The organism is Pseudomonas sp. NPDC087626, from assembly GCF_044743405.1.
In the GTDB taxonomy this organism is placed as follows: Bacteria; Pseudomonadota; Gammaproteobacteria; order Pseudomonadales; family Pseudomonadaceae; genus Aquipseudomonas.
The window spans coordinates 26,623-40,793 of sequence record NZ_JBIUWJ010000047.1 but is presented as its reverse complement, the minus strand read 5'-3'; the positions used below and the strand labels follow the sequence as shown (position 1 = coordinate 40,793).

Sequence of the window (14,171 nt, the reverse complement as noted above, 5' to 3'; positions counted from 1 at the left end):
CGGCGGCCCCCCAAATCAATGTCGGAGTACGGGCATGCCGAGCCTAAGCGAGGCACCGAGTGGTGGGGTAAGAGCCTTTTGCTTACTTTTGGGCTTTCAAAAGTGAGCCGCCGTCAGGCGGAACCATAGGAGGCCGTTACCGCAAAAATGGATATGTACTCGGTCTAATCCAACACCCCGGTCGGCCAACAAATGCAACGTCGCACCACAGTTGTGTAGATACCTATGCAGGGCCCAGGCACCTACCCGAATCCACGCACGTGGTCAGGTAGGTGCCTGGGCCTTGCCGGCCAGCGCGTTTTAGCGAATGGCCGCCAGGCAGCTTTCGAAAATATCCAGGCCTGCTTCCAAGACTTGCGGTTCGATCGTCAGCGGTGGCAGCAGGCGGATGATGTGCCGGGATTTTCCGCTGGGCATTAGCAAAAGTCCCTGCTGCCTGGCGCTTTCCAGTAGCTGTGCCAATACCGCGGTGGCGGGCGCGCCTTCGGGTGTGAGTAGCTCAATGCCGCGCATGGCCCCGACACCCGTCAACTTACCGAGATAGGGCGACAGCTTGTCTTGCTGCCAGGCCTGATAGCGGCTGAGGATGGCCTGTTCCTGCGACTCGCCCCAGGCCGCCAGGTTGGCATCGGTCATCTGGTCCAGGGTGGCCAGCGCCGCTGCGCAGGCAATCGGGTTGCCGGAGTAAGTGCCGCCCAGTCCGCCTTTGGGCAAGGTGTCGAGCAGTGCTTTTTTACCCACCACCGCGCCCAGCGGCAGGCCGCCGGCAATGCTTTTGCCCAGCAGGATCAAATCCGGTTCGATGCCCAGTCGGGTGAAGGCAAAACGTTGCCCGGTACGCCCGAACCCAGACTGGATTTCATCGGCGATGAGCAGGATGCCGTGGTCATCGCAAAACTTGCGCAGTGCTAGTGCAAAGGGCGGCTCGAGCGCCAGGAACCCACCTTCGCCCTGCACCGGTTCGAGAATGAAACAGGCCACTTCATTAACGTCGATCTCGACGCTGAACAGCCGGTCCAGGGCCTTGAGTGCTTCCTCAGTCGTGACCCCGTTGTCTTTACTGGGGTAGGGCAGGTGATAGACCGGGCCTGGCAAGGTGCCGACCCGCTGTTTGTAGGGCGCGACTTTGCCGTTCAGGTTCAGGGTGGCCAAGGTCCGTCCATGGAAGCCGCCATCAAAGGCTATGACCGCCGTACGACCGGTCGCCGCGCGGACGATTTTCAGCGCGTTTTCTGCCGCCTCCGCGCCGCTGTTGGTCAACATGCCGCTGACCGCATAAGACACCGGGATGAACCTGGCCAGGCGCTCCATGAACTGCTTGTACGGTTCGTGCGGCGCGGCGTTAAAGGCGTAGTGGGTCAGCCGGCTGGCTTGTGTGCACACCGCCTCGACAATCGGTGGGTTGCAATGGCCCAGGTTGAGCACGCCGATGCCACCGACGAAGTCGATGTAGCGCTTGCCGTCCGTGTCCCAGACATGGGCATTGAGACCGTGGCTCAAGGTGATGGGGTGGACAATGGCGATGGACTCGCTGATGGATGACGCGGTCATTGGGTGGCCCCTGGCTGCATGGATTTTCTCCAATGAAAGCGAGGATCGCCTGGCTACCACAAGCGAAAAGAAATGCCGCGGTCATTCCATAAACTCTTGAAGTGTACCGGCGCCGAATTTCTCAACCCGGCGCAACGCTGCGCCAACCTCGCATTCGGCAGCCAAGGTGCTGTGCCATGGCGCGCGAGGCAGAGGTTTGCAGCGAGCGTTTCGCGCTCCACCCGGCATAGTGTCGGCCAACTCCGGCAATGTGTCAGGCAGGCTGACACCTTGCCTGGTGCATTCCAAAATTGCCTATGCAAGACTTTTCGTGAAGGCTGGGTGAACAACCCCTGAAAAATAAATAATAATTCTTCGAAGGTGCCAACCGATGCTAACCAGAAAGCTCAAAGGCTTGATTGTCGCTTCCACCGTGGCGGCCGCGGCGCTACTTTCCACCTCCTCTGTTCTGGCTGACGATCTGCAGAAGATCCAGGAGGCCAAGGAGATCCGGATCGCCATGAGCGGTCAGTACTCTCCCTTCAGCTTTGCCAATGAACAGAACCAGATTGTCGGCTTCGACGCCTCCATCAGCGAGGCCCTGGCCGAGCGCATGGGGGTCAAGGTGACAATCGTCACCACGCCATTCGACGGGATCATCGCCGGTCTCCTGGCGAAGAAATACGACGCCATCATCGCCTCCATGACCATTACCCCGGAACGCCAGAAGGCCGTGGATTTTGTCGGGCCCTATTACCATGCGGGCCGCACGATCGTGGTCAAGGAAGACTCGCCCATCAAGAGCCTGGATGACCTCAAGGATGTGACCGTCGGCGTCACGCTCGGCGATGCCCACGACAAGTGGGCCCGGGCGCGTGGCAACCTCAAGGTCAGGACCTACAAAGGGCTGCCGGAAATGCTGGTCGACCTCGAGGCCGGGCGGATCAACGCGCTGGTGATGGACAGTGTTCCGGTGCTGGTGGCCGTCAAGGAAACCGGGCAGAAGGTGCGCATCATTACCCCGCCCGAGAGCGACGGTGGCATTGAAGGCATGGGCATTGCGCTGCGCAAGAACAACCCTGAGCTCAAGGCGACGATGCAGCAGGCCCTGCAGGACATGCTCGCCGACGGCACCTACGAAAAGATCTCGATGAAGTGGATTGGCAACGATATCCGCTGATTCATCGCAGGCCTGGCTCGACCTCGGGTCGGGCCAGTCAATCCGACTTTTCCGAGGGTTCCCATGGATCTGACACTCATACAGCGCACATTCCCGTTTTTCCTCGAAGCGGCGTGGATTACCGTGCAAATCTCGGTGCTGGCTCTGCTCCTGGGTTTGCTGGTGGCTTTCGTGCTGGTGGCTGCGCGGTTGTCCACGGTGTTCCTGTTCCGGTGCCTGGCAAGAATCTACGTCAGCGTTTTTCGCGGCACGCCGTGCCTGGTTCAATTGTTCATCATTTACTTCGGCGGGCCGCAGATCGGCCTTGAGCTGGAGCCGTTCGCCGCAGGGGTGATTGGCCTGGGCCTGAACATTGCGGCCTACATGGCCGAGTCCATTCGCGGCGCCATCAGCAACGTCGACCCGGGCCAGGAAGAAGCCGCTCGCTCCATTGGGTTCGGGCGCCGCCAGACGTTGTGGCTGGTCACGCTGCCCCAGGCTGCCAAGTTGATGATTCGCCCGCTGGGGGTCAACGCGGTCGCACTGATCAAAGGCTCGGCCCTGGTATCGACTATTTCGGTGGTTGAACTTTCCTATACCGCGCAACGTTTTATCAGCTCGACCTACAAACCCTTTGAAATTTTCATGGTGTCAGCGTTGCTGTACATCGTGATGGTCTACTCGGTTCGATTTGTCGTCGACTATCTCGATAATCGTTTCGCGGCAAGGTGAGTACATACCCATGCAAGGTCTGGATCTAAGCATAGTTACACCTTATTCCGAGTTGCTGGCGACGGGTCTGTGGTGGACGGTCGTGATGTTCGTCAGTTCCAGCATCTTGAGTTTGCTGGCGGGGATCGCCTTCGCGCTGATCGTGCTGTATGCGCCGAAACTGATGGCGCTGCCTGTGCGTTTCATTACCTGGCTATTGATGGGCACGCCACTGCTGCTGCAGTTGTACGTGATTTATTACGGCCTGGTGCAGGTCGGTATCGACATTCCCGCATTGGGGGCGGGCATCATTGGTTTAAGCCTGCACTTTGCGGTCTACAACGCCGACGTGATTCGCGCCGGCGTGGTGTCAGTGGACCCTGGGCAGATCGAAGGGGCTCGCTCCATTGGCCTGAGCCGTGGCCAGACCCAGCGTTACGTCATCGTCCCACAAGCGCTGCGCAGCACCATTGCCCCCCTGGGCAACAACCTGATTGTCCTGCTGAAGGACACGTCGCTGGTTTCCATCATCGGTATTGCCGAGTTGGTGTATAGCGCCCAGCTTGCCGTGAGTGAAACCTACAGCCCGTTTGAGTTCTATCTGACTGTTGCGGTTATTTACTATGCAGCCAATCTGGTTCTGGAAGTCGGCCTGCACCTTCTCGAAAAAAAGGTAGAGATGTCACGATGAACAGTGAAAAATTCATGGTTGAGGTCAAGGGTGCACGTAAGGCTTACGGCGCACTCGAAGTACTCAAGGGCATCGATCTTTCGGTCTCGCGCGGACAAATCGTCGCCATCATCGGCCCCAGTGGTTCGGGTAAAAGCACGCTGTTGCGGTCAATCAATCAGTTGGAAGTGCTTAACGATGGCGAGATCTGGCTGGAGGGTGAACAAGTCAATCGGCCCTTGAAAGGCCGCGCCTATGAGCAGCATATCAACGCGGTGCGCCAGCAGATGGGCATGGTGTTCCAGCACTTCAATCTGTTTCCGCACCTGACCGTGTTTGAAAACATTGCCCTTGGCCCGATCAAGCTCAAAGGCCTTTCGAAAAAAGCCTCGCGTGAACTGGCAATGGAATATTTGTCAAAAGTGGGCTTGGCCAACAAGTTCGATGAGTATCCTTCGCGGCTGTCGGGTGGTCAGAAGCAGCGCGTGGCGATTGCCAGGGCGCTGGCGATGCAGCCTAAGGTGATGCTCTTCGATGAGGCGACATCGGCACTCGACCCCGAGCTTGTCGAAGAGGTCAACCAGGTCATGAAGCAGCTCGCTGCCGAGCATATGACCATGTTGATCGTCACCCACGAAATGCGGTTTGCCGGCGAAGTGGCGGATCGGATTGTGTTTATGGACGGAGGAGTGGTAGTGGAGGAGGGCGCGCCGCAGGACATCCTGCAAAACCCCGTCCACGAGCGGACTCGGTCATTCCTGAAAAAGCATCTGCACGATCGGTAGTGTGTACGGGTTCTCTCTGTAGGAGCGAGCTTGCTCGCGATGGACGTAAGGACGCCGCGTTGAGTCAGGCGTGGCGGGTCATCGTTGAAGGCCATCGCGAGCAAGCTCGCTCCTACAAAGTCCATCTGTGCTCGACCAGCGCATTCCATCAAAGGTGAAGCAAACCGCTTCACCATTAACGATGGGATTGACCTCATCGAATCCGCGAAACGAGCCCATGGCAGCTGCATCGATTCGCTGCGGCGCCAGCAGAATCAGCCAGCGTACGACTTGCATGAATTGCCCATGGCCGAATACCAGTACCGAGCCGGTCTTGCCCTGCAGTTGCTGCAGCGCTGTTTGCGCGCGCAGCACCAGGCCATGGAATGACTCTGTCCCGGGCCCGTTGCTGTGATCCGGATCACCCGCGTGCCAATACGCCTGAACCCATGGACGTCTTTGCGCCGCCGTTGTATTCATGCAGTCCGCGGGCGAGAGGTAGGTGAATTCCTCGACCGGCCACACCTGCACCGGGGTCGCCGGGAATTTCCGGAGGGTGGGGGCCGCGGTATCCTGGGCTCGGGTAAACGGCGACATAACGATCAAGTCCGGTGCGGCCTCAATAGACTCGGCAATGGCCTGGGCCTGGGCTCTGCCGCGCTCGGTGAGGGGAATCAGGGCCGGGTCCGATGATGCTCCGCCAGCATTGGCGGCGCTCTCGCCATGTCTTATCCACGTTACGGTCAGCACCAGGTCCCACCTCTCACTCAATAATCCATCCGCACACGATAAATCCCCCGGCAAGGCTTTGTAAGCTTTATGGTCTCGATACCTGGCGGCGCGAACACAATAGAAGGAGTCCAAATGTCTTACCGCACAGCAAGGGAAGCGTTCATGCACGGTGTGCGGGCACTCATGCCATTGAGTCCCGGGGTCGTGCCCTTTGGTTTGTTGACGGGGGTCATGGCGATCAGCCTGGGCCTGTCGCCCGGCACGACCATGGGCATGACGCTGCTGTTCTACTCGGGATCGGCGCAGATGGTCGCGCTGCAATTGCTGCATACCGGTGTTATGCCGGTGGCGATTGTGGTCACAGCCCTGGTGATCAACTTGCGCTTCATCATGTACAGCGCGTCACTGGCGCCCCATCTGCATCATTTGCCCCGACGCTGGACCTGGCCATTGTCGTACATGCTTTCCGACCAGTCTTACGCCCTCTGCAGCCTCAAGCTGGCCTCCGGTGAGCTCGGGAGGTTTGCCCAGTATTACTATGCCGGCACCGCCGTCGCGATGTGGCTGGTATGGCAGCTGTCGGTATTGGCGGGCATTTACCTGGGGGCCAATATCCCTGAAAGCTGGTCGCTGAGTTTTGCCATACCGCTGTCGTTTCTCGCGCTGCTGGTTCCCGGTATACGCAGTGCACCGAGTCTGGGTGCCGCCACGGTGGGCGGATTGATCGCGGTGTTTGCGGTGGATATGCCCTACAACCTGGGGCTGGTCAGTGCATCCATTGGTGGTGTGGTGGCGGGTGTGTTGCTCGAGAGTATGCGCAAGCGGCCATCGAGCGAAGCGCCGGTCGCTGATGCCGAGGGGCAACCACGATGAGCGACCTGAGCTTGTGGGGGCTGTTCCTGGCGGTCGGGCTGGGCACGTTCGTGATGCGTCTTTCCTTTGTCGAACTGTATGGCCGTTTGCGTATCCCGGCGCTGCTCAGGCGAGCCTTGCTCTACGTGCCGGCGAGTGTGCTGGCGGCCCTGGTGCTGCCCGCCGTGGTGTACCCCGGTGGCCAGGGTGAATTTGTCCTGGCTAATGCGCAGATCCCCGCGGCCATCCTGGCGGCCTGGGTCGCCTGGAAGACGCGCAACACGCTCCTGACGTTGGCGGTCGGGATGGGGGCGTTGTGGTTGTTGAAGTATTTTGCCGGGTAGCGGCACCTGTGCCGGGGGCAGGCACTGGGTCACTCGGGCGTCATCAGCACCGCCAGCGTCAGGCTGATGAATTCCTCGTTGTGGTCGATGGTGTCCAGGGCGCTGCGCACGTGGTCGGCGACTTCGGCCGAGCCGCTCAGTTCGACCCAGTTCGACAGCTCGAGGATGGCCGCTTCGAGGGCGAGCTGGTTTTCGTTGAGTTTGAAGAGCAGGGAAGGCAGCAGGTCGGAATTGGGCATGGTGAATCCTCCGTGGTGGTTTCAGCGTAGCAGCCACATCAGCGGGAGGAGGCCGGACGCGTGTGCGTGGGCAGGGGCGCAGCGCAATTTTTTGCGCTGCGCCGATTGCAGGCGTTGGCTTGCCGACGCAGGGACCCGCGACTACAGGAACTTGATGGGGTAGTTGAAGATCAGGCGGTTCTCATCAATGTCGTAGTTGCTGAAGTCCCGGCGCAGGGTGGAGTTGCGCCAGCGCACGGAGAGGTCCTTGAACGGGCCGCTCTGGATGACATAGGCTAGCTCGGACTCTCTGCCCCATTCCTTGCCTTGGCGGGTGTTGGCGGTCTGGACATGGTCGCCGGACAGGTAGCGATTCATCATCGTCAGCCCTGGTACCCCCAGCGCCGCGAAATCGAAGTCGTGACGCAGTTGCCAGGAGCGCTCCCGGGCATTGTCATAGCTTGAGTTGTAGGTGTCGTTGGCCAAGGGGTAGCCGGCGGTGCCGTTGACCCGCATCCAGCCGGTCTCGCCATAGACTCGCTGCAGGCCCAGGTAGAAGGTGTTGGCGCCGGTCTTGGCGGACAGCAGCAGTGACACGGTCTTGTTGTCCATCTCGCCGGCCTTGGCCGCGCCATCCTCGTCGCCCAGGAACAGCCCAAGGTTACCCCCCAATTTCCAATTTCCCAGCACCTGGCTATGCAGCACATTCAGGTATTGCTGCTGGTAGATATCCTCCAGTTGGGCATGCCACAGGCCCACCTGGGTGGCCTTGTCATTGAACTGGTATTCAGCCCCGGCGAAGTTGAAGCGATCCGAGGTCGCGCTGGGCCGCCCGGCCATGAACATGCGCTCCATGCTGGCGTCGTTGCGCGGGCTGTTGCCGCGAAAATACCCGGTGTAGAGGGTCAGGTCGGTAATTTCCCTTGAAGTCAGCTGTGCGCCGCGAAAGGTCTGGGGCAAGGAGCGGCCATCATCGGAGCGCAGGATCGGCAGCAGGGGCATCCATTCTCCGACCTTCAGTTCGGTGGCGGAGAACCTGGCTTTGAGCGCCACGCCGAGGCGGCCGAAATCGTCTGCGGGCCTGCCGCTGTCATGGGTCGGCAGCAATTGGGTGCCGGCAGTCCCGCGCCCGCCATCGAGCTTGAGCGAGTACAGGCCCAACACATCGACCCCAAGGCCGACTGCGCCGGCGGTATAGCCTGAGCGCATGTCGAGGATGAAACTTTGCGTCCACTCTTCGGCTTTGCCTTGCGGATAGGTCGGGTCGACAAAGTTGCGGTTGTGGTAGAAGTTGCGCAGGTTGAGGGTGGCGCTGGCGTCGTCGACAAAACCTTCGGCCGATGCCCCGGCCGCAGCGGTCGAGCACACAATCCCCAGCGCTGCAGCTCGCGAAAGGGTGGCCAGGCGGGGTGCGCTTGAGCGTGCAAGGATCTTCATTATTGTTATTTCCTTTTTTTAAAGCGCAGGACTCCCCCGCAGGGCGAGGCCTGCGCAAAAACTGCGCTGTTTGAGTAGTGGTGGCTTACGACGGGACGAGGTGCCGCCAAGCCCTAGCTGTGCAACAGGGCAACCAGGGCCGGGACCGTGAGCACGGCGGTGTAGTAGCCCATGAACTGCACCCCGATGTTGAAGCCCAGGAAGCGTGAGAGAAAACCGCCCAGCAGGCCGATGGTGACGATCACCGCCAAGCCCAGGAGGCCGCCCTCCCAGATGCCGATCACCAGGATCAGGCCGACGAAGGTCGAGATCACTGCCTCGTGGCTGATCTTGCGCGACACATAGGACGCCGCCCTGTGGGCGTAATTCATGGTGAACGGGTAAGCGATCAGGATCGCCACCACCACCGCCAACATGCCGTAGCCGAGGAACTCCCAGGTGTTGAGCAGGGTGTGCAGGTTGTTGACCTGGCCCGTTGCGGTGTCGACGCTAAAACGCGGAGGCGCATTGAACAATGGCGCAGCCGGGCCCGCAGCGACGGGACTCAGGGGCAGGCCAAAGGCGATCAGCGGGATCAGTGCCTCGGCGAGGTAGGTGGATTCGGTCACCCCGTTGCGCGCGGTAATGACCGTGGTCAGGCGATGGTAGACGTGCTTGATCCGCGAGCCGACGACCTCGCCCATGATCACGGTCATGGCCACCGGGCTGAACACAAAGGTGGCGCTGGAGACGACCGCGGTAATCGCCGTCCACATGCTCTGCTTGCTGTCCAGCACCTTGAGAGGATTGGGGAAAAACCCGCCCCAGCTTTTGACGTCGGGCGACAGCGAGAACGTGCGCACTTCCTCACGGCGCATGGTCGCCCGCTCGGCCGGTGCGAGCATGGAGAACAGCGCGGCGATCAGCGGCCCGATGGCTATGCCCAGGAAGTAACTGACGCTGAGCTTGACCCCGTACTGCCCGGTAATGCTTTGCAGGCCGACAATCACCATGACGAAGGGGATCAGCGTCAGCACGGCCGCCAGCCGACCTTTGGAGAACCAGGCGATGGCGATTGCCGCCAGCAGGAATACCCAGGGGGCGGCATGCTTGATCATGTCACCGAAGGGCGCGAGCATCAGGGCGAACAGCACGGCCATCGGCACCGCGATCAACGCCGCAATCACTGCCCCGGAAATCATCTTGCGCAGGGCAATGTGCGGAACGCCCAGGTTGCGCAGGAAGTTGGCTTCGCGCATCAGTGGCGTGGCCATGGTGTCGCCCGGAATCCCCAGCAGCGCCGTGGGCACGGCATGGGTCATGTGCTTGGCCACCGCTCCCGCGAGGAAGAAGGTCAGCACCCCGGCGGCGGGCACGCCCAGCAGCACCACCAGCAAGGTCAAGGGTGCGAGGGTAGTGGTTTCATCGCTGCCGGAGATGAGTCCGATCCCGGCAAAAATCACTGCGCCGAGGATGCCCATGCCCAAGGCGATGAGAATCTGATCCAACAGGGGAGCGATCATGACCGACCCCCATGGCTGCGTACTGCGCTGATGGATGCGCCGGGGGCTGCCGGGACATCTGGCGCGGCAAGGCCTTTCTCGTAATCGGCAAACAACTCGTAGAGGTCCATTTCCCGCAGTTCCGCGATCGTCGCCGGCGGCAGGTCGGACAGGCGGCCGAGGGGGCCGTACTCGTTCTGCAATTCAATGAGGATTTTTGCTCGCCATGCCGGATCCGCCACGTGCTCGATCACATGCCGCTTGGGCTTGAACAGCCGCGCGCTGATAGCGCCACCGGCCAGGCAGCCAAGGATCCCCACCAGCATCGCGTAGGCGCGGGCCATCTGTGCCGACTCGACCCAGCCCACCAGCAGGTGTTGCGCGATGAAGAAGGTGCCGAGGCTGACGGTGGCGCCAATGCCAATGGCGTAGACCAGGTGACGGGCGTCGACCGTGTCGCCCCAGACTTCGTAGAGCTCTTGTTTCATGGAGGTTCTCCCACTACCCTTGCGGGCTTTTATTGTTATGAACGTGAAGAGATGCGGCTTACTGGATGTGCAACCTGCCACGCTTCGCCAGCAGCGCGCGGGACACGCGAGACGCGGTATCCCGGCCGAGCTCGGCATTGATGAATTCACCGACTTCGATCAGCGCATCCAGATCGACGCCATGGCTCATGCCCAGGCCGTCCAGCAGGTAAATCACGTCCTCGGTCGCCACATTGCCGGTGGCCCCTGGCGAGTACGGACAGCCACCCAGGCCGGCAACCGAGCTGTCGAATGTCCGGACTCCGCTTGCCAGTGCCGCATGGATATTGGCGATCGCCATGCCATAGGTGTCATGAAAGTGCCCGGCCAGCGCGCTGACCGGCACCACCTGGCTACAGGCTTCGATCAAGCGAGTTGTCGCCGCGGGCGTGCCGGTACCGATAGTGTCGCCCAGGCTGATCTCATAACAGCCCATGCCAAACAGTGCCGCGCTGACGGCCGCGACAGCCTCGGGTTTGACCTGGCCAGTGAAAGGGCAGCCCATGACACACGACACGTAGCCGCGGACCCGGATGCCGGCATCCCGGGCACGCACGATCACTTCCTGATAACGGCGCAGGCTTTGCTCGATAGAACAGTTGATGTTCTGCTGCGAGAACGCCTCTGAAGCCGCAGCGAACACTGCGACTTCGCGACAGCCTGCGGCGATGGCGGCTTCCAGCCCCTGGACGTTGGGCACCAGCGCGGTCCAGCTGACACCGGCGCGCGAAGGCAGGGCCTTGAGCACCTGGTCGGTGCCCGCCATCTGCGGTACCCAGCGCGTTGATACAAACGCGCCGGCTTCCAGGGTCCGCAAACCAGCGTCGGCCAGGCGCTCCAGCAACTGCACCCGGACCGACGCCGGCAAAGTGCGTCGCTCATTCTGCAGGCCGTCCCTGGCGCCGACTTCCACCAGGCGTACATGATCCAAGGGCATGCTCAGCACTGCCCACGCTTTTGTTCGAGCAGGCGCGCCGCGTTGTCGGCACGCACATCGCGGGACTCGACCATTTGCTTGACCAGCCAGCTGACTTCCTCGCCCTTGGCGCCTGCCGAGAGTGCAATGTTGCGGGCATGCAGGGCCATGTGGCCGCGTTGAATGCCCTCGGTGGACAACGCCCGCAGCGCTCCCAGATTTTGCGCCAGGCCAACGGCGACGGCGATCTCCGCCAGCTCCTGGGCGGTCTTCACACCGAGGATGCGCAGCGACAGTTGTGCCAGCGGGTGAGTCTTGGTGGCGCCGCCGACCAGTCCGACCGGCATCGGCATTTCCAGGGTCCCGACCAGATGGCCCTGGCGGTCTTTTTCCCAGGTGGTCAGGGAGCCGTAATGGCCGTTACGGCAGGCATAGGCGTGAGCCCCGGCTTCCACGGCGCGCCAGTCGTTGCCGGTGGCGACGATCAGCGGGTCGATGCCATTCATGATGCCTTTATTGTGGGTGGCGGCGCGGTAGGGATCGATCACGGCGAAGTTGTAAGCGTCGAGAATGCCTTCGATGACTTCCTCGCCCTGATAGGCGGCGGTTGTCAGCAGTTCGGGGGCAATGCGCACCTGGGCCCGGGCCAGGCGCAGGTCCGCCAGGTTGGAGAGAATCCGCAGGCGCACCTTGCCGCCGGTGATTTCTTCCAGCAGCGGCGCCACCGCCTCGGCCATGGTGTTGACGGTGTTGGCCCCCATGGCATCGCGCACGTCGACAATCAGGTGCGCCACCAGCATCGGCCCGCGTGGGCTCTGGGCGAAGGTGTGCACTTCAATGTCGCGGCAGCCGCCACCGAGCTGGTTGAGCAGTTGGTCCTTGCGGTTGGCCAGCTCGATGATTTGCTCTTTGTGGCGCAACAGGCTCAGGCGGGCGTTGAACGGATCGGCGATGTCGACGATCTGCACCTGGGCGCGCATCAGCGGCAGCGAACTGGAGGTCTGGAATCCACCGGCCTCGCGGGCCAGCTTGGCCATGAACGATGCGGCGGCGACCACCGAAGGCTCTTCCACCACCAGCGGCACTATCACGTCGCGGCCATTGATCTGGAAATTGCTCGCCACGGCGTAGGGCAGTTCGAACTTGCCGATCACGTTTTCGATCATGCCGTCGGCGATGTCCAGGGGCAGGGCGCCGGCATCGCGCAGCAGGGTCACATCATCCTCGCCAAGCCCGAGCAGCTCTTGCAAATGCTCCAGGCGCGCGGCCGGCGACATGCTGCGGAACATGGGGAGACGGGAGTCGATACTCATGGGAGGAGGCCTCTTGCAGTTATTGTTTTTAAGTTGCCGTCACCCTAAGCGCATGTGTTCCGGTAAAAAAGGTACAGTTTGGACAGACAGTACCTAAGCTGTACCCTCGGTGATCATTGATGGCGGATGAGCGACTATGGCGCGACTGACACTGGCTGAACAACTGAGCGCATCGCTGGTCGAGCAGATCGGCAATGGCACCTACCGCGAGGGGGATCGCTTGCCTTCGCTGCGCGAGTGCATGCGCTTGTTCGGTCATTCGAAAAACACGGTGATCAACGCCTATGAAGCGCTGGCCTCGCAAGGCTTGGTCGAGGCCCGGCATGGCCAGGGGTTTTTCGTCAAACAGGGCGCAACCAGCAGCAGCGAGCCGGAAGAACCCCTGCCGTTCACGCGGGCGATGGACACCATCTGGCTGATGCGCCAGCAGTTCGTGCGGGAACCGGGACACTCACCGCTGGGTGAGGGGTTTCCACCGGTGGAGTGGTTGATGGACATGCGCCTGGACAAGTTCACCCGGCAAATCATGCGCACCGGAGTCACCACGCTGTTTCGCTATGGCAACCGCCTGGGTAATGCCAGTCTGCGCCAGCACCTGGTGCAGAAGCTGGCGAGCTATTCGATCGGCGCCAGTGCGCGGCAGATTGTCACCACCCACGGCGCCAATCACGCACTGGACCTGATCATCCGCCGCTTCATTGCCCCGGGCGATGGCGTGCTGGTCGAGGACCCAGGCTACTACCCGCTGTTCGGCAAGCTGCAGTTGCAAGGCGCGCGGATGTTATCGGTGCCCAGGTTGGCGGATGGGCCGGACATGGACGTGCTGGAGCAACACCTGCTCCTGCACAAGCCCAAGTTGTTTTTCATCCAGTCGCTTGGGCACAACCCCACTGGCTCCGATATTTCCCCTGGCAAGGCTCATCGGCTGGTGCAGCTGGCGCAACAACACCAGTTTATTCTGGTGGACGACGACGCCCTGGCCGACTTCAAACCGGCGTCGGCGATCCGGGTGTCTGCGCTGGATCAGTTGCAACGCTCGTTGTACGTGGGCAGCTTTTCCAAGTCGGTATCGGCGGCATTGAGGGTTGGCTTTATCGCCGGCAGCAAAGAGATGATCGACGAACTGGGCGACCTGAAAATGCTCCTGCACACCAGCACTTCGGAGCTGTGTGAGCGCACCGTCGACGTGATCCTGACGGAAGGGCATTTCCTGCGGCATCTGATTCGACTCCAGGAACGCTTGAAAAACGCCACCGCTGCGGGCTTGCAGATGCTGGAGGAGATCGGCGCCGAGGTCTTCGTCTGCCCAGAGCAGAGCCTGTATCTGTGGGTCAGGTTTCCCCACATCGAGGACGCCCGGGAGTTGACTCGGCAACTGCTGCCCAAGGGCTTCATGATCGCCCCGGGGCACATTTTTTCCGCTGAGCAGTCGCGCATCAATCCATGGACCCGATTGAACGTTGCGTATCTGAATGATCCGTTGCTCAAGGCGGTGTTGCGAGGCTGAGTGCGGGCGG

At 61.3% G+C, this 14,171-nt stretch carries 15 protein-coding genes; 7 read left to right on the top strand and 8 right to left on the bottom strand.

Annotated elements, in window-relative coordinates; genetic code table 11:
- Positions 1–300: 300 nt before the first annotated feature.
- Positions 301–1,551: an aspartate aminotransferase family protein gene (locus ACIOVD_RS26385; protein ID WP_401131069.1), complete on the bottom strand. Its 1,251-nt coding sequence runs from the start codon at positions 1,549–1,551 to the stop codon at positions 301–303.
- A 370-nt stretch (positions 1,552–1,921) separates the two neighbouring features.
- Here ACIOVD_RS26385 and ACIOVD_RS26380 point away from each other — a divergent pair, with 370 nt between their 5' ends.
- The 4 genes from ACIOVD_RS26380 to ACIOVD_RS26365 all read left to right on the top strand — a co-directional run bounded on the left by ACIOVD_RS26380 (position 1,922) and on the right by ACIOVD_RS26365 (position 4,855).
- Complete coding sequence (locus ACIOVD_RS26380; protein WP_095168529.1) at positions 1,922–2,710, top strand: ABC transporter substrate-binding protein; 789 nt, start codon at positions 1,922–1,924, stop codon at positions 2,708–2,710.
- A 63-nt stretch (positions 2,711–2,773) separates the two neighbouring features.
- The gene (locus tag ACIOVD_RS26375) at positions 2,774–3,421 is read left to right on the top strand and encodes an amino acid ABC transporter permease (RefSeq protein WP_159995468.1); all 648 of its coding nucleotides are present in this window, start codon (positions 2,774–2,776) and stop codon (positions 3,419–3,421) included.
- A gap of 10 nt (positions 3,422–3,431) precedes the next feature.
- The gene (locus ACIOVD_RS26370; RefSeq protein ID WP_095168526.1) at positions 3,432–4,091 is read left to right on the top strand and encodes an amino acid ABC transporter permease; all 660 of its coding nucleotides are present in this window, start codon (positions 3,432–3,434) and stop codon (positions 4,089–4,091) included.
- Entirely contained in the window at positions 4,088–4,855 is a 768-nt protein-coding gene (locus tag ACIOVD_RS26365; protein ID WP_095168525.1) for an amino acid ABC transporter ATP-binding protein, read from the top strand. The genes ACIOVD_RS26370 and ACIOVD_RS26365 overlap by 4 nt, the downstream gene beginning before the upstream one ends.
- Before the next feature lie 78 nt (positions 4,856–4,933).
- Here the strand turns inward: ACIOVD_RS26365 and ACIOVD_RS26360 are convergent, their stop codons facing one another.
- Positions 4,934–5,584 carry a histidine phosphatase family protein gene (locus ACIOVD_RS26360; protein WP_401131066.1) on the bottom strand — a complete coding sequence of 217 codons (651 nt, stop codon included), beginning with the start codon at positions 5,582–5,584 and terminating at the stop codon, positions 4,934–4,936.
- 114 nt (positions 5,585–5,698) lie between these two features.
- On the opposite strand from ACIOVD_RS26360, the gene ACIOVD_RS26355 reads away from it, so the two are divergent.
- Together ACIOVD_RS26355 and ACIOVD_RS26350 are read left to right on the top strand one after the other, a co-directional pair.
- The gene (locus ACIOVD_RS26355) at positions 5,699–6,439 is read left to right on the top strand and encodes an AzlC family ABC transporter permease (protein ID WP_320334355.1); all 741 of its coding nucleotides are present in this window, start codon (positions 5,699–5,701) and stop codon (positions 6,437–6,439) included.
- Positions 6,436–6,762: an AzlD domain-containing protein gene (locus tag ACIOVD_RS26350; protein WP_095168521.1), complete on the top strand. Its 327-nt coding sequence runs from the start codon at positions 6,436–6,438 to the stop codon at positions 6,760–6,762. The genes ACIOVD_RS26355 and ACIOVD_RS26350 overlap by 4 nt, the downstream gene beginning before the upstream one ends.
- A gap of 29 nt (positions 6,763–6,791) precedes the next feature.
- Here the strand turns inward: ACIOVD_RS26350 and ACIOVD_RS26345 are convergent, their stop codons facing one another.
- The 6 genes from ACIOVD_RS26345 to ACIOVD_RS26320 all read right to left on the bottom strand — a co-directional run bounded on the left by ACIOVD_RS26345 (position 6,792) and on the right by ACIOVD_RS26320 (position 12,654).
- Positions 6,792–7,001, bottom strand: coding sequence for a hypothetical protein (locus tag ACIOVD_RS26345; protein ID WP_095168520.1), 210 nt, complete (start codon positions 6,999–7,001; stop codon positions 6,792–6,794).
- A gap of 141 nt (positions 7,002–7,142) precedes the next feature.
- Complete coding sequence (locus ACIOVD_RS26340) at positions 7,143–8,417, bottom strand: OprD family porin (RefSeq protein ID WP_401131063.1); 1,275 nt, start codon at positions 8,415–8,417, stop codon at positions 7,143–7,145.
- A gap of 113 nt (positions 8,418–8,530) precedes the next feature.
- Entirely contained in the window at positions 8,531–9,919 is a 1,389-nt protein-coding gene (locus ACIOVD_RS26335; RefSeq protein WP_159995476.1) for a tripartite tricarboxylate transporter permease, read from the bottom strand.
- The gene (locus ACIOVD_RS26330) at positions 9,916–10,386 is read right to left on the bottom strand and encodes a hypothetical protein (protein ID WP_095168515.1); all 471 of its coding nucleotides are present in this window, start codon (positions 10,384–10,386) and stop codon (positions 9,916–9,918) included. The genes ACIOVD_RS26335 and ACIOVD_RS26330 overlap by 4 nt, the downstream gene beginning before the upstream one ends.
- A gap of 58 nt (positions 10,387–10,444) precedes the next feature.
- Positions 10,445–11,362, bottom strand: coding sequence for a hydroxymethylglutaryl-CoA lyase (locus tag ACIOVD_RS26325; protein ID WP_401131060.1), 918 nt, complete (start codon positions 11,360–11,362; stop codon positions 10,445–10,447).
- Between the two features lie 2 nt (positions 11,363–11,364).
- Positions 11,365–12,654: a hydroxymethylglutaryl-CoA reductase, degradative gene (locus ACIOVD_RS26320; protein WP_159995482.1), complete on the bottom strand. Its 1,290-nt coding sequence runs from the start codon at positions 12,652–12,654 to the stop codon at positions 11,365–11,367.
- Positions 12,655–12,790: 136 nt separating this feature from the next.
- Between ACIOVD_RS26320 and ACIOVD_RS26315 the strand changes: the two genes are divergently transcribed.
- Entirely contained in the window at positions 12,791–14,161 is a 1,371-nt protein-coding gene (locus tag ACIOVD_RS26315; RefSeq protein ID WP_401131057.1) for a PLP-dependent aminotransferase family protein, read from the top strand.
- The last annotated feature ends 10 nt before the right edge of the window (positions 14,162–14,171 follow it).

What these genes read in the sequence shown, in the direction of transcription:
- ACIOVD_RS26345 (WP_095168520.1), bottom strand. Translation starts at nt 7,001, where the DNA reads ATGCCCAATTCCGACCTGCTGCCTTCCCTGCTCTTCAAACTCAACGAA.
- ACIOVD_RS26355 (WP_320334355.1), top strand. Translation starts at nt 5,699, where the DNA reads ATGTCTTACCGCACAGCAAGGGAAGCGTTCATGCACGGTGTGCGGGCA.
- ACIOVD_RS26330 (WP_095168515.1), bottom strand. Translation starts at nt 10,386, where the DNA reads ATGAAACAAGAGCTCTACGAAGTCTGGGGCGACACGGTCGACGCCCGT.
- ACIOVD_RS26350 (WP_095168521.1), top strand. Translation starts at nt 6,436, where the DNA reads ATGAGCGACCTGAGCTTGTGGGGGCTGTTCCTGGCGGTCGGGCTGGGC.
- ACIOVD_RS26370 (WP_095168526.1), top strand. Translation starts at nt 3,432, where the DNA reads ATGCAAGGTCTGGATCTAAGCATAGTTACACCTTATTCCGAGTTGCTG.
- ACIOVD_RS26375 (WP_159995468.1), top strand. Translation starts at nt 2,774, where the DNA reads ATGGATCTGACACTCATACAGCGCACATTCCCGTTTTTCCTCGAAGCG.
- ACIOVD_RS26325 (WP_401131060.1), bottom strand. Translation starts at nt 11,362, where the DNA reads ATGCCCTTGGATCATGTACGCCTGGTGGAAGTCGGCGCCAGGGACGGC.
- ACIOVD_RS26335 (WP_159995476.1), bottom strand. Translation starts at nt 9,919, where the DNA reads ATGATCGCTCCCCTGTTGGATCAGATTCTCATCGCCTTGGGCATGGGC.
- ACIOVD_RS26340 (WP_401131063.1), bottom strand. Translation starts at nt 8,417, where the DNA reads ATGAAGATCCTTGCACGCTCAAGCGCACCCCGCCTGGCCACCCTTTCG.
- ACIOVD_RS26380 (WP_095168529.1), top strand. Translation starts at nt 1,922, where the DNA reads ATGCTAACCAGAAAGCTCAAAGGCTTGATTGTCGCTTCCACCGTGGCG.
- ACIOVD_RS26365 (WP_095168525.1), top strand. Translation starts at nt 4,088, where the DNA reads ATGAACAGTGAAAAATTCATGGTTGAGGTCAAGGGTGCACGTAAGGCT.
- ACIOVD_RS26385 (WP_401131069.1), bottom strand. Translation starts at nt 1,551, where the DNA reads ATGACCGCGTCATCCATCAGCGAGTCCATCGCCATTGTCCACCCCATC.
- ACIOVD_RS26315 (WP_401131057.1), top strand. Translation starts at nt 12,791, where the DNA reads ATGGCGCGACTGACACTGGCTGAACAACTGAGCGCATCGCTGGTCGAG.
- ACIOVD_RS26320 (WP_159995482.1), bottom strand. Translation starts at nt 12,654, where the DNA reads ATGAGTATCGACTCCCGTCTCCCCATGTTCCGCAGCATGTCGCCGGCC.